The sequence below is a fragment of the Pseudomonas sichuanensis genome (assembly GCF_024749065.1).
Classification (GTDB): Bacteria; Pseudomonadota; Gammaproteobacteria; order Pseudomonadales; family Pseudomonadaceae; genus Aquipseudomonas; species Aquipseudomonas sichuanensis.
The window spans coordinates 1880213-1892879 of the sequence record NZ_CP087185.1 but is presented as its reverse complement, the minus strand read 5'-3'; the positions used below and the strand labels follow the sequence as shown (position 1 = coordinate 1892879).

Annotated in this window: 11 protein-coding genes and 1 pseudogene; 6 read left to right on the top strand and 6 right to left on the bottom strand. The window is 57.9% G+C overall.

Annotated elements, in window-relative coordinates; genetic code table 11:
- Positions 1–21: 21 nt before the first annotated feature.
- The 4 genes from LOY51_RS08805 to LOY51_RS08790 form a co-directional block, all read right to left on the bottom strand.
- Positions 22–735, bottom strand: coding sequence for a hypothetical protein (locus LOY51_RS08805; protein ID WP_258645739.1), 714 nt, complete (start codon positions 733–735; stop codon positions 22–24).
- A gap of 45 nt (positions 736–780) precedes the next feature.
- Complete coding sequence (locus tag LOY51_RS08800; RefSeq protein ID WP_258645738.1) at positions 781–1467, bottom strand: hypothetical protein; 687 nt, start codon at positions 1465–1467, stop codon at positions 781–783.
- Positions 1468–1476: 9 nt separating this feature from the next.
- Entirely contained in the window at positions 1477–2022 is a 546-nt protein-coding gene (locus LOY51_RS08795) for a hypothetical protein (RefSeq protein WP_258645736.1), read from the bottom strand.
- A 63-nt stretch (positions 2023–2085) separates the two neighbouring features.
- Positions 2086–2625: a hypothetical protein gene (locus LOY51_RS08790; RefSeq protein WP_258645734.1), complete on the bottom strand. Its 540-nt coding sequence runs from the start codon at positions 2623–2625 to the stop codon at positions 2086–2088.
- A gap of 221 nt (positions 2626–2846) precedes the next feature.
- On the opposite strand from LOY51_RS08790, the pseudogene LOY51_RS08785 reads away from it, so the two are divergent.
- The 3 genes and pseudogenes from LOY51_RS08785 to LOY51_RS08775 form a co-directional block, all read left to right on the top strand.
- A pseudogene (locus LOY51_RS08785) lies at positions 2847–3563 on the top strand (deoxyguanosinetriphosphate triphosphohydrolase family protein); the annotation flags it as partial.
- A gap of 279 nt (positions 3564–3842) precedes the next feature.
- A complete protein-coding gene (locus tag LOY51_RS08780) occupies positions 3843–4463 on the top strand; it encodes a response regulator transcription factor (RefSeq protein WP_125463341.1) in 621 nt (206 codons plus the stop codon).
- A gap of 58 nt (positions 4464–4521) precedes the next feature.
- Entirely contained in the window at positions 4522–8106 is a 3585-nt protein-coding gene (locus LOY51_RS08775) for a transporter substrate-binding domain-containing protein (protein ID WP_258646613.1), read from the top strand.
- A 32-nt stretch (positions 8107–8138) separates the two neighbouring features.
- Here the strand turns inward: LOY51_RS08775 and LOY51_RS08770 are convergent, their stop codons facing one another.
- On the bottom strand, positions 8139–8483 hold the full coding sequence (locus tag LOY51_RS08770) for a YggL family protein (RefSeq protein ID WP_125463339.1): 345 nt from the start codon (positions 8481–8483) through the stop codon (positions 8139–8141).
- 185 nt (positions 8484–8668) lie between these two features.
- Here LOY51_RS08770 and dacB point away from each other — a divergent pair, with 185 nt between their 5' ends.
- Positions 8669–10132 (top strand): D-alanyl-D-alanine carboxypeptidase/D-alanyl-D-alanine endopeptidase, encoded by a 1464-nt coding sequence (gene dacB, locus LOY51_RS08765; protein ID WP_125463338.1) that lies wholly within the window; start codon positions 8669–8671, stop codon positions 10130–10132.
- Positions 10133–10465: 333 nt separating this feature from the next.
- Here dacB and uraH read toward each other — a convergent pair whose 3' ends face one another.
- Positions 10466–10819, bottom strand: coding sequence for a hydroxyisourate hydrolase (gene uraH, locus LOY51_RS08760; RefSeq protein ID WP_110993583.1), 354 nt, complete (start codon positions 10817–10819; stop codon positions 10466–10468).
- Positions 10820–11207: 388 nt separating this feature from the next.
- Here uraH and puuE point away from each other — a divergent pair, with 388 nt between their 5' ends.
- Together puuE and uraD are read left to right on the top strand one after the other, a co-directional pair.
- The gene (gene puuE / locus LOY51_RS08755) at positions 11208–12134 is read left to right on the top strand and encodes an allantoinase PuuE (protein WP_125463336.1); all 927 of its coding nucleotides are present in this window, start codon (positions 11208–11210) and stop codon (positions 12132–12134) included.
- Positions 12134–12649, top strand: a complete 516-nt coding sequence (gene uraD, locus LOY51_RS08750; RefSeq protein WP_110993585.1) for a 2-oxo-4-hydroxy-4-carboxy-5-ureidoimidazoline decarboxylase — start codon at positions 12134–12136, stop codon at positions 12647–12649. The genes puuE and uraD overlap by 1 nt, the downstream gene beginning before the upstream one ends.
- Positions 12650–12667 lie beyond the last annotated feature (18 nt).

Sequence of the window (12667 nt, the reverse complement as noted above, 5' to 3'; positions counted from 1 at the left end):
CTTGCACGCTCCGAATCTTCTTTATTCAGACTTAAAATTCCGCTTTATCTGACGTTTATAATTCACAGTGTTAAGCATATTCTGGATATCTGAATAAGCATAAATTACTGCCACAATCACACCACCTGCCAGAAATCCAGCCATAGCTTCCCAAAAGTGGTGCCGACCTTTATCATACAAAAAATAGGTGAAGTAGGCTTGGAACGAGAACAAGATAAGCATCACAAGAATATTTAAGAACAATCTATTTTTTATGACCCCAGCCTTGTATTCTTTGCATTCCTTATGCATACCAAATACAGCAAACACGGGTAGAATAGGCACTGCAAAAACTAAATTTGTCAAAAACCGCTTGATTATTAGTGCTGGAGAAAAATTCGGAAAATTATCGTCTACCATTACAGGCTTTGCATTTCTGTATGGCTGATAAGCTAGAACCTCTTTATCATGGCCGACATACACGTTAATTGATCGACCTAATAAAGGCAAAAAGTCATCTTCAATTACAGTCAACTGATAGCTTTCGCTAGCACTTTCATCAAAAAACTCCACATCAGATTTCGTGAAGCTTTTATATGAATACGTAGAGCTTTGACCTGCCCACTCCTCAATGGGATGACCGTCTTTGTCTTTTCTCCCTGTCCTCCTGCTATAAGATTTAGACTTCGTTAGAAGCTTGTTCTCCATTACGACATTCTTTTTTACTACTTTTAAATCAAGCAGACTCCCACTCACAACCACCTCCTAATCTTTGCAAAGTATCTATTTTTGACCGTATTATTAGCCCCTCCCCTCGACAACCGCCCCCTCTAACTGCAAGACCGATTTCAACCCCTCAAATTTTTTAGCCACATCCTGCAACATCTCCTTTCTGCCCGCATTTTCCTTCGAGTTATGAATCATGCAGGAGATCATTATTGGAAATGAGGCTACAGCGGTTCCACCGATATAACCCAGCCACCCCTTGGTTACATAAGTAGCCAAACCTACACCAGCCAAGCACAATGCTGATACGACTTTAGTAGCACTATAAGGCTTCATTTCTCCATTTCTATAATAGCTTTCATCCATAAATATCATCGCCCCACTAAAAAATGTCCCAGAACCGAAACAGGCTAGATAACCAAAATCTTTTAGAGTGAATTCACTAACATTCGTAGTGTACCCCAGTGGGTACACCTTACCCATTGGGGTGACTTGATAAGCAATTGGCTCGCCGCCCTTGAATGCCATAAGTATCTTCTGGCCTATTGGTGCGTGCAGACTCTCGTTGATAAGCTTTATCGGCAAGAGATCTCCATCAGGAAATTCAAGTACTACATCCAAGATCACATTGGTCGAAACCGTATTACTAACGGAAATGTTTCTACCTTGCCCCGTAGCCGTTACAGACCCAGAGGTATGAGAACTTACAACTTTATCCCTTACAATAACGGGAAGACATTTGAAAACAGGGGAATTAGTCATCACCACTCCTTAGTAAATCAGCCCACTTTCTTCTGCACTTTCCAGACGTTTCCCTTTAGTCTTTTGGCTTTGTGGGAACTCTCCCATCCGCTTTAGGATAAGTTGGCTCTGAGTGCTGGCCGTGTTTGCGTAAGACACCCACTCCAGAGTCTTATCGTCAATCAATCTGAAGTGCAAGCTTTGGTCGCCAGTATCTGTGAACTCAATAAATCCTACACGAGCACTCTGCCTTGCAAACAAACCATTATCATATTCTTTAATTTTCGTTCGATACATGTACTTATCGACTTTAAAGAAATAGCCATCTTTAACCCATCTTTCAGCATAAGGATCTTTCCGCTTCAGATTTTCTTTTTCATAGAAGACGAAGCCGACGCCTTTATCGGACACCCACTTATGCCCTAAGACTTTCTCTGAAAAGTGAGAGATTTGCGTCCCGTACTCCATACTCGTGCGATCAGGTGGAAGATCTACTTCTTGATACTTTAATGGAGCGGCACTAATTCCAGAAACGCTGAACAAAAGCAAAGCACCAGAAATCATCCGTAGTTTCATCACTTCTCCTACCAGCCAAAACTTTCATAAAAATCGATACAAGTTAAAAACTCAAACCACAGATCACTGGAATGTCCCACGCTCTTTTGCACTTTTCAAGCGAACAGGATTAGGGTTTTCCGGAAATTCCTCAACTCGCTTGAGGATAAGTTGACTCTGAGTGCTAGCCGTGTTTGCGTAAGGCACCCACTCCAGAGTTTTGTCATCAATGAGCTTGAAATGTAAGCTCTGATCACCGGTATCAGTAAATTCGATGAACCCTACGCGAGCACTTTGCCTTGCAAAAAGCCCATTATTATATTCTTTGATTTTCGTCCGATACATGTATTTATCGATTTCAAAGAAATAACCATCTTTAACCCACCGCTCGGCATATGGGTCTTTTCGCTTTAAGTTTTCCTTTTCATAGAAAACGTAGCCAACACCTTTATCGGAAACCCATTTATGCCCTAAGACCTTCTCAGAGAAGTCAGAAATTTGCGTTCCGTACTCCATGCTCGTGCGATCTGGTGGTAGCTCTTGCTGCTCAAATTTAAGCGGAGCGGCAATTGCACCACTGACCCCTAGGCAGCAAACCAAGCCGAATGCAAGCTTCATCTTCATCCCTGTCTCCAAGCGTGACTCTCTTGCCCCACGGAATGGAGGCACGTCGCCAGTATCTCTAAGCTTCGTTTTCCGAGCAACCACTCTCAGTGCCGATGTCAAGTGAAAAACACCAGCGAGTCTGCTTATGGCAGACATCGACGATTCAGGTCGTATACGAGATTTTTCCTATTTAAAACAGAGGATTAGCAATCATTACAAATGGTTGTTTAATTGTCCGCAGTGGGCTGCCCCTGCTCGAGCAGATCGCCGGCAAGCTGGGCCTGCCACAGCTCGAACACCAACGCTGGGCCCGGCACCCGCTGGTCTACCTGATGGAGGCCGCCGACGATATCTGCTATGCCCTGATCGACCTCGAAGACGGCCTCGAGATGGACCTGCTGCAGTACGCCGAAGTCGAAGCGCTGCTGCTCGACCTGGTCGGTGACGACCTGCCGGAGACCTACCGCCAGCTCGGCCCCAACGAATCCCGCCGGCGCAAGCTGGCAATCCTGCGCGGCAAAGCCATCGAGCACTTGACCAACGCCGCCGCGCAAGCCTTCGTCGAACAGCAAAGCGCCCTGCTCGCCGGCCGCCTGCCCGGCGACCTGGTCGAGCACATGCACGGCCCGGCCCAGCGCTGTGTGCTGCAGGCCAAGGACATGGCGCGCAAGAAGATCTTTCAGGACAAGCGCAAGACCCTGCATGAAATCGGCGCCTATACCACCCTGGAAATCCTCCTCAACACCTTCTGCGGCGCGGCGCTGGAACAACATGGCGGGCGCACGCCGTCGTTCAAGAGCCGCCGCGTGCTGGACCTGATCGGCAATAACGCGCCCAATCCACATGGCTCGCTGCATGGCGCCTTCCTGCGCATGATCGATTTCATCGCCGGCATGACAGACAGCTATGCCAGTGAAATGGCCTGCGAGATGACCGGACGCACCAGTCCAACTTGAATCAGGGCGGTGACGGTAGTGTGGTTATTACCTTCACCGCCAAACTTGTAAGACTCTTCCCACAAATACCAAAAGCATTAAACATTAACCTCAAAGACAACTAATTAAACCTGCAAAACCAATCAAACCGCCTAAAAATCCACATTTCTCGTAGCACACACACGCTCTCGCCGTAAGGAATTTCCTATATACATAAATTAGCCTGAGCATCCCTGCCCGCCACCATTCAACTGAGCTAATGTGCCGACTGCTTTCGCCTCGCCGCATGGAATGTTGAATATGCAAACAGTATTTATCGTCGACGATCATCCCGTTATCCGCCTGGCTATTCGGATGCTGCTGGAGAACCAGGGCTACAACGTCCTGGGCGAATCTGACAATGGTGTCGATGCCATGCAGATGATTCGCGAATACCGCCCCGACCTGGTCATCCTCGACATCAGCATCCCCAAGCTCGACGGCCTTGAGATGCTGTCTCGCTTCCAGTCCATGGCAATGCCGCTCAAGGTCCTGGTACTGACCGCACAATCTCCCGCGCTGTTCGCGATTCGCTGCATGCACTCTGGCGCTGCGGGCTACGTCTGCAAGCAAGAAGACCTGGGCGAATTGCTCAGCGCCATCAAGGCGGTACTGTCCGGCTACAACTACTTCCCCAGCCAGGCACTCAACGCTGCGCAAAAAAACTGCAATAAGGAACTGGAGTTGTTCCGCCAGGTCAATGACCGCGAACTGATGGTGCTGCAACTCTTCGCTCAGGGCCGCAGCAACAAGGAAATTGCCAAGGGCATGTTTCTCAGCAACAAGACAGTCAGCACCTACAAGAAACGCCTTATGCACAAGTTGCAGGCCAGCACCCTGGTGGAGCTGATCGACGTCGCCAAACGCAACGCGCTGGTCTGAGGTCGTGATGTGGAAGTACCTCGGTATATCGCTGCTCTGCCTGAGCCTGGGCGCCCCCATGCCGACTGTCTGCGCGAACATCGACGAAGGCAGGAGCTACGCCCTGCTCAGCCGCTCGGCACCGACGTCGATCCACCCCGCCCTGACCCTGGAGCAACGCAACTGGCTGGCCACCCGCCATGAACTGGTACTCGGCACTTCCGCACCTGACTATCCGCCGTTCGACATCGCCAGCGGAGGGCGCGAGTACCAAGGCTTGACCGCCGACTACGCAGGCCTGATCGGCAATGCCCTGGGCCTGCCGGTGCGAGTGCAACGCTTTCCCAGCCGGCCAGCAGCAGTCGCGGCGCTCAAGAGCGGGCGCATAGATCTGCTCGGTAGCGCCAATGGCTATGAAGCCACCACCCAGGGGCTGGCGCTCTCACGCCCTTACGCCATCGACCAACCCGTACTGGTAACCCGGGAGGACGAAACCCGTGCCCTGGACACCGGCCTGGACGGGATGCGCCTGAGCATGCTCTATCACTACCTGCCGTCCGAAGAGATCCGTGCCAATTACCCCAAGGCCGAGCTGCTGACCTTCGAGTCCTCCACCCAGGCGCTCAATGCCGTGGCCTTCGAGCAGGCCGACGTGTTCATCGGTGACACGGTCTCCACGCACTACCTGATCAGCCAGGGGCACCTGCCGCGTCTGCGCATGGCCAATTTCGGCAAGCATGAGGCCGTGGGCTTCAGTTTTGCCATGCGTGACGACGACCCGATGCTGCTGGCCCTGGTCAATGCCGCCCTCGACGCCCAGTCGAGCGCCACCCGCAACGATATCTTCAAGCGCTGGAGTGCCAGCAGCGGCAGCCTGTTGACTGATCGCAAGCTGCAGCTGTCGCCACGGGAAGAGAACTGGCTGCGCGATCACCCGGTAATGCGGGTCGTGGTCAACGACACCGCAGCGCCGCTGACCTTCCTCGACGGTAACGGCCGGTTGCGCGGCATCGTCGCCGATCTGCTCGAACTCATCCGCCTGCGCACCGGCTTGCGCTTCGACATTGGTCGCGCCAGTGGCGATGGCGACATGATCGATCAGCTTGAGTCCGGCCGCACCGACATCATCGCCACGCTCTCCACCGACACCCGCCCAGGCAACCCCCTGCAACTGAGCAGGCCCTACCTGGAAAGCGCCTACGTACTGGTCAGCCGCGACGGCAATCACCAGCCTGCCAATCTGAAGCAGCTCAAGGGCAAGCGCGTCGCGGTACCGCGTGACAGCAGCGTGGCTGCACTGCTCAATGCCAAACACCCATTGATTCATCAGGTGGCCACCGACAGCACCTACTACTCCCTGGCCCTGCTGGGCAGCGGCGCCGTGGATGCCGCGATCGTCACACTGATCGATGCCAACCATATGCTGGCCAGCAACAACGACCTGGTGATCCGCACCACCGTCGGCACCGAGCCTGCGACCTTCGCGCTGGCCACTTTGCCCCAGGCCAGCGAACTGGCTTCGATCCTCGACAAGGCGTTGCTGAGCATCTCTCCGGAGGAACTGGGGGTGATCAACAGTCGCTGGCGGGATCACGGCGCGGCCGACGACGCCTATTGGCGCAATTACCGCAGGGTGATCCTGCAGGTGGTCGCTGTCATCGGTGTGCTGCTGGTGCTGGCACTGGTGTGGAATGCCCGGCTGCGCCGCCAGATCAAACAGCGTCAACGCGCCGAGCGGGCGCTCAACGACCAGCTGGAGTTCATGGGTGCCTTGCTCAATGGCACGCCACACCCCATGTACGTGCGTGACCGCGAAGGGCGCCTGCAAAGTTGCAACGACAGCTACCTGCAAGCGGTCGGCGCCAGCCTTGAGCAGGTCATCGGCAAGCGCCTGCAGGACACCCGCTTCAGCGACTGCGACTACACCCGGCAGATCCAGGACGATTACCGACGCGTGATGGAGCAAGGCAAACCCTTGATCCTCGATCGCCCTCTGCGGTTGCGGGACAAGGAGCTGACCATCTACCACTGGATCCTCCCCTACCGCGATTCGCTGGGGGAAATGCAGGGCATCATCGGCGGCTGGATCGATATCAGCGAACGTCGCAACCTGGTGCAGGACCTGCGCCTGGCCAAGCAACAGGCCGATGACGCCAACCGCGCCAAGAGCACATTCCTCGCCACCATCAGCCACGAAATCCGCACCCCCATGAACGCCTTGATCGGCATGCTCGAACTCGCCTCCCGGCGCGCCGAACAGGGCCAACTGGACCGCCCGGCCCTGGAGATTGCCCATCACTCGGCAAGGGACCTGCTGGGGTTGATCGGCGATATCCTCGACATCGCTCGGATCGAGTCGGGCCATTTGTCCCTGGCCCCGGAGCCGGTGGACCTGGCAGCGTTGGTCGAGTCCGTCGGACGTGTATTCGACGGGCTGGCCCGCCACAAGGGCCTGGCGCTCGAAGTGGTGATCGCCGCCGAGGCACGTTGCCATGCGCTGCTCGACCCGCTGCGGTTCAAGCAGGTGCTGTCGAACCTGGTGAGCAACGCGATCAAGTTCACCGAACAGGGCCAGGTGAGCATCAGCGTCAAATTGTGCAACAGTGGCGAGCCACTGACCCAGACCCTCGACATGGAGGTCCGCGACACCGGCATCGGCATCCACGAGCAGGAACTCGAGCAGCTGTTCACCCCCTTCGTGCAGGCCAACCCCTACAGCGACGGTGCTCGGGCCGGCACCGGCCTCGGGCTGGTGATCAGCCAAAGCCTGTGCGCGATGATGGGCGGCGAACTGAGCCTGCAGAGCCTGCATGGCGTAGGTACACGGGTAAGGCTGCGCATGCCCTTGCAGTGCGTTTCCCCGGTCGAGTCGAGGCCTCAGGACGCGAACGACATCGAGCGCCCGGATGCACGGCTGAGGATCCTGGTGATCGACGATCACCCGGCCAACCTGTTGCTGATAGCACAACAGTTGAACTACCTGGGCTTGCGCCAGGACAGCGCCCGCGATGGTCGTGAAGGATTGCGCAAATGGCGCGAAGGCTGTTTCGACGTACTCATCGTCGACTGCAACATGCCACAGATGAACGGCTACGAGCTCGCCAGGACCGTGCGCGCGGAGGAACGCCTGCACGGCAGGCCACGCTGCACCTTGGTCGGCTATACCGCCAACGCCCAACCCGAAGTGCGCCAACAGTGCCTGGATGCGGGGATGGACGACTGCCTGCTCAAACCCATCGGCTTGCAGGTGCTCGGCCAGCGGCTGGCGGCCATTGCCCGCAACACCCGGCCGTGCAAGGAGGGCTGCGACGAGTGCGGTCATCGCTTCCACCTGCAGGGCCTGAGCGCCATTGTCGGCGACAGCGCCAGTGACCGCGACCGCATCCTCAGCACCTTGCACCTGAGCCTGCAGCAGGACCTGGGCATCCTGATGTCCATCGACCCGCAGCAGAACGCCGATGCGCTTGCTGCGCAGGCACACAAGATCCTCAGCGCGGCGCGAATGCTGGATGCCAGGTCGTTGATTCAGGCGTGTGAACTACTGGAGGAACCCGGGTTACCCCTGGCAGAGATGAAGTTGTACCGTCAGGCACTGGCACGGCACATGCGCCGTGTGGAGAAAGCCCTGGCCCGGCAATTGGAGCGCCAGGCCGAGCCAAGGTGAGGCGGCGCCCGCTCGGGCACCGCCGCCACGGATCAGGAAGCCGAGTTGATCGGCTTTTCCGGGTACCAGGCGTCCAGCAGCGGGCTGACTTCGATATTGGTCAGTTCGCTGCGGCCTTTGAGCCAGGCTTCGACAGCAGCGCGCTGCGCTTCTTCCACCGAGCCACGGGTAGCCTTGCAAACCAGGCCGAAGTCATCGCCGCCGACATAGTCCAGGCCGTTGGCGTCCATGGCTTCGGTCAGGAAGGCGTCGAGGAAGGCATCGATGGCTTCATCGGACAGGTCTTCCTTGAAACCCAGGTTCAGTTCGAAACCCAGCTCCTGGAATTCATCCACGCACAGTTTCTTGCGCAGACGACGGGAACGGTTGGTAGCCATGAAACAATCCTCTCAAGTATTAACGCGCGGCACTTTACCAGTTTCCGGCGAGCTGCGGCGCATTTGTGTCGAACGGGGCGCATACAGCGTGCGCTTGGGGCATAATGCGCACTCGTTTACGTGTTGGGGCCATCATTCTTACAGCCCCATGGTCTTTTTCCCTCGCCTGCAGGGTTCATCTATCCATGATCAAGACGCTCCGCCCACTATTGCTCGCCGGCCTGCTTCTGCCACTCGCCCTGCCCAGCCAGGCCGCCGCCGTCAACACCAGCTTGCCAGCCAAGGTGCAGCAGGCCCTCAAGACCAACAAGCTGCAAGACTCCGCCCTGTCCCTGGTGATGCTGCCGCTCAATGGCCCCGGCACCGCTACGGTGTTCAACGCCGACGTTTCGGTGAACCCGGCCTCGACCATGAAACTGGTCACCACCTACGCCGCACTCGAGCTGCTGGGCCCCACCTTCCAGTGGAAGACCGAGTTCTACACCGACGGTACCCTGAACAACGGGGTGCTCAACGGCAACCTCTACCTCAAGGGCGGCGGCGACCCCAAACTGAACATGGAAAAGCTCTGGCTGCTGATGCGCGACCTGCGCGCCAACGGCGTGCGCACCGTGACCGGTGACCTGGTCCTGGACCGCAGCCATTTCGTGCAGCCCAACCTGCCACAGTTCAATGACGACGGCGGCGACGACAACAAGCCGTTCCTGGTCAAGCCCGATTCGTTGCTGGTCAACCTCAAGGCGCTGCGCTTCGTTGCCCGCAACGACGGTGGCAAGGTCACGGTGGCAGTCGAACCGCCGATCGCCAGCATCCGCATCGACAACCAGGTCAAGGCCGTGGCGGGCAAGCAGTGCACCGGCGAAGTGCGCTACAACCCGGTGACCCAGGCCGACGGTGTCAGCGTGACGGTCAGCGGCCAACTGGCAGAAGGCTGCAACTCGCAGACTTACCTGTCGCTGCTGGACCACCCGACCTATGCCGCCGGGGCCGTGCGCGCCATCTGGAACGAGCTGGGCGGCAGCATCCAGGGCGCCGACCGCATCGAGAACGTGCCCAAGAGCGCCCGCCTGCTGGCCCGGGCCTTCTCGCCGGACCTGGTCGAAGTGATCCGCGACATCAACAAGTACAGCAACAACACCATGGCCCAGCAGTTGTTCCTCAGCCTCGGCGCGCAGTTCCGCACCGATGCCGATGGCGACGATGCCCGTGCCGCCCAGCGCGTGGTGCGTCAGTGGCTGGCGAAGAAAGGCATCACCGCGCCGCACCTGGTGATGGAGAACGGCTCGGGCCTGTCCCGCGCGGAACGGGTCAGCACCCGCGAGATGGCCGCGCTGCTGCAGGCTGCCTGGAACAGCCCGTACGCCGCCGAATTCATCAGTTCCATGCCTCTGGTGGGCATGGATGGCACCATGCGCAAGCGCCTCAAGCGCACGGCCATGAGCGGTGAGGCCCATATCAAGACCGGCACCCTCAACACCGTCCGCGCGATCGCTGGCTTCAGCCGCGACAGCAATGGCAACACCTGGGCGGTCGCAGCCATCCTCAACGACCCCAAACCCTGGGGCGCCTCGCAGGTGCTGGACCAGGTCTTGCTGGACCTCTACCGGCAACCGAAGCTGGCCAACGGCACGGCGGGCATCGCGCCCTGACGTCGAACGGGCTACACGAGCAAACGACAAAGGGGCGCATGGCGCCCCTTTGTCGTATCTGCCTGCGTTTAACTCATCACAGGCTGCGCCCCTACAGTTACAACGCTTGGCGTCAAAGCGGCGCGCATCCTGTGGGAGCGGCGGTTCGCCGCTGCGATTTACCCGCGAACACCGGCAGAGCCGGTGCCATCCATCGCGCCACCTGCTTCGCGGTGGTCCGGCACTCCGGTAAACCCGCTCCCACAGGAATTGCGCCGCTCCTACACACGGGCAAAAAAAAGCCCGCCAGTGTGAGAGCGGGCAAGGACCTACGAAGATTCTTCTAGCGACCAACTAGCTTCCACGATAGGTCGAGTAGCTGTACGGCGAGATCAGCAGCGGCACATGGTAGTGCTCTTGCTGCTCGTCGATGCCAAAGCGCAGCACGACAACGTCAAGGAACGCCGCGGCCGGCAGTTGCACGCCGCGAGCGCGGTAATAATCGCCAGCGCTGAACTGCAACTGGTAAACGCCGGTGCGGTAGTCGTCACCCTGCAACAGCGGTGCGTCGACGCGGCCATCGCTGTTGGTCAGCACGGTGTTGATCAACTCCAGCTGCTGGCCTTCGACACGGTACAGCTCAACCTTGATCGAGCTGCCCGGGCAGCCATGCGCGGCGTCCAGTACGTGTGTGGTCAAACGTCCCATTTGCTTGTCGCCTCTTGTCGTATGCGTGGGCAAAAAATACACGGCATGCACCGGGCACGGGGGCCAGCGGTGTGCGGGAATGACGCCATTAAGACAGTTTCTCAAAAAATTGTACACAATTTTTTGAACCCTTCTTCCTAGCGGCCCGCTCACCCCTGAAAACAGGCCACCAATCGCAAAGACAGGCAGCAAGCAGGCGTCACCGTTATTAGCTGACCAATCAGGCAGGTTTCTTGCAAGCCGTTTCTGGGCGACAAATGGGAAGAAATGCGGAAAAACAGGCTTACAAAGTATTTAAGAAGTTGTATACAATCAGCCCATCCGGTGGTGCGACATCCCGACGCGGCCCGCCCACCAACCGCACTAACGTACAAGAAGGAAGACTGCAGTGAGCGCTGACTACCCTCGCGACCTGATCGGTTACGGCAACAACCCACCTCATCCGCAATGGCCGGGGAATGCCCGCATTGCACTGTCCTTCGTGCTCAATTACGAAGAAGGTGGCGAGCGCAACATCCTGCACGGCGACAAAGAGTCCGAGGCCTTCCTGTCTGAAATGGTGGCCGCCCAGCCGTTGCAGGGCCAGCGCAACATGAGCATGGAATCGCTCTACGAATACGGCAGCCGCGCCGGTGTATGGCGCCTGCTCAAGCTGTTCAAGGACAGCGGCGTGCCGCTGACCATCTTCGCCGTGGCCATGGCCGCCCAGCGCCACCCCGACGTGATCCGTGCCATGGCCGAGGCCGGCCACGAGATCTGCAGCCACGGCTACCGCTGGATCGACTACCAGAACATGGAAGAAGCGCAAGAGCGCGAGCACATGCTCGAAGCCATCCGCATCCTCACCGAACTGACCGGCGAGCGCCCGGTGGGCTGGTACACCGGCCGCACCGGCCCGAACACCCGGCGCCTGGTGATGGAGGAAGGCGGTTTCCTCTACGACAGCGACACCTACGACGACGACCTGCCCTACTGGGAACCGAACAACCCGACCGGCAAGCCGCACCTGGTGATCCCCTACACCCTGGACACCAACGACATGCGCTTCACCCAGGTACAGGGCTTCAACTGCGGCGAGCAGTTCTTCCAGTACCTCAAGGACGCCTTTGACGTGCTGTACGCCGAAGGCGCCGAAGCCCCGAAAATGCTCTCCATCGGCCTGCACTGCCGCCTGGTCGGCCGCCCGGCGCGCCTCGCCGCGCTCAAGCGCTTCGTCGATTACGCCAAGAGCCATGAGCAGGTCTGGTTCGCCCGTCGCGTGGACATCGCCCGCCACTGGCACGCCACCCACCCGTACAAGAAAGAGAACGCCTGATGACTGCCTTCAAGACCCTCAAACCGTCCAGCCTGGACCGCGCCGCCTTCGTCGAAGCATTCGCCGACATTTACGAGCACTCGCCGTGGGTCGCCGAAAAAGCCTACGACCTCGGCCAACTGGCTGAACTGGACGAGATCGAAGCGCTGCATCAGCGTATGAGCGACATCCTGCTCAGCGCCAACCACAGCGACCAGCTGGCCCTGATCAACGCTCACCCGGACCTGGCCGGCAAAGCCGCCGTGCAGGGCGAGCTGACCGAATCGAGCACCAACGAACAGGCCGGCGCCGGTATCCACCAGTGCACCGCCGAAGAGTTCGCCCGCTTCACCGAACTGAACGACGCCTACAAAGCCAAGTTCCAGTTTCCGTTCATCATGGCGGTCAAGGGCAGCAACCGGCACCAGATCCTCGCCTCCTTCGAAAAGCGCATCCACAACGACAAGGATGCCGAGTTCAAGGAAGCCCTGGCGCAGATCAACCTGATCGCCCTGTTCCGCCTGCTGCAGCTTTGAGGACTGTGCGAAGGCCTG

What these genes read in the sequence shown, in the direction of transcription:
- LOY51_RS08800 (WP_258645738.1), bottom strand. Translation starts at nt 1,467, where the DNA reads ATGACTAATTCCCCTGTTTTCAAATGTCTTCCCGTTATTGTAAGGGAT.
- LOY51_RS08795 (WP_258645736.1), bottom strand. Translation starts at nt 2,022, where the DNA reads ATGAAACTACGGATGATTTCTGGTGCTTTGCTTTTGTTCAGCGTTTCT.
- LOY51_RS08790 (WP_258645734.1), bottom strand. Translation starts at nt 2,625, where the DNA reads ATGAAGATGAAGCTTGCATTCGGCTTGGTTTGCTGCCTAGGGGTCAGT.
- LOY51_RS08780 (WP_125463341.1), top strand. Translation starts at nt 3,843, where the DNA reads ATGCAAACAGTATTTATCGTCGACGATCATCCCGTTATCCGCCTGGCT.
- LOY51_RS08775 (WP_258646613.1), top strand. Translation starts at nt 4,522, where the DNA reads ATGCCGACTGTCTGCGCGAACATCGACGAAGGCAGGAGCTACGCCCTG.
- LOY51_RS08770 (WP_125463339.1), bottom strand. Translation starts at nt 8,483, where the DNA reads ATGGCTACCAACCGTTCCCGTCGTCTGCGCAAGAAACTGTGCGTGGAT.
- dacB (WP_125463338.1), top strand. Translation starts at nt 8,669, where the DNA reads ATGATCAAGACGCTCCGCCCACTATTGCTCGCCGGCCTGCTTCTGCCA.
- uraH (WP_110993583.1), bottom strand. Translation starts at nt 10,819, where the DNA reads ATGGGACGTTTGACCACACACGTACTGGACGCCGCGCATGGCTGCCCG.
- uraD (WP_110993585.1), top strand. Translation starts at nt 12,134, where the DNA reads ATGACTGCCTTCAAGACCCTCAAACCGTCCAGCCTGGACCGCGCCGCC.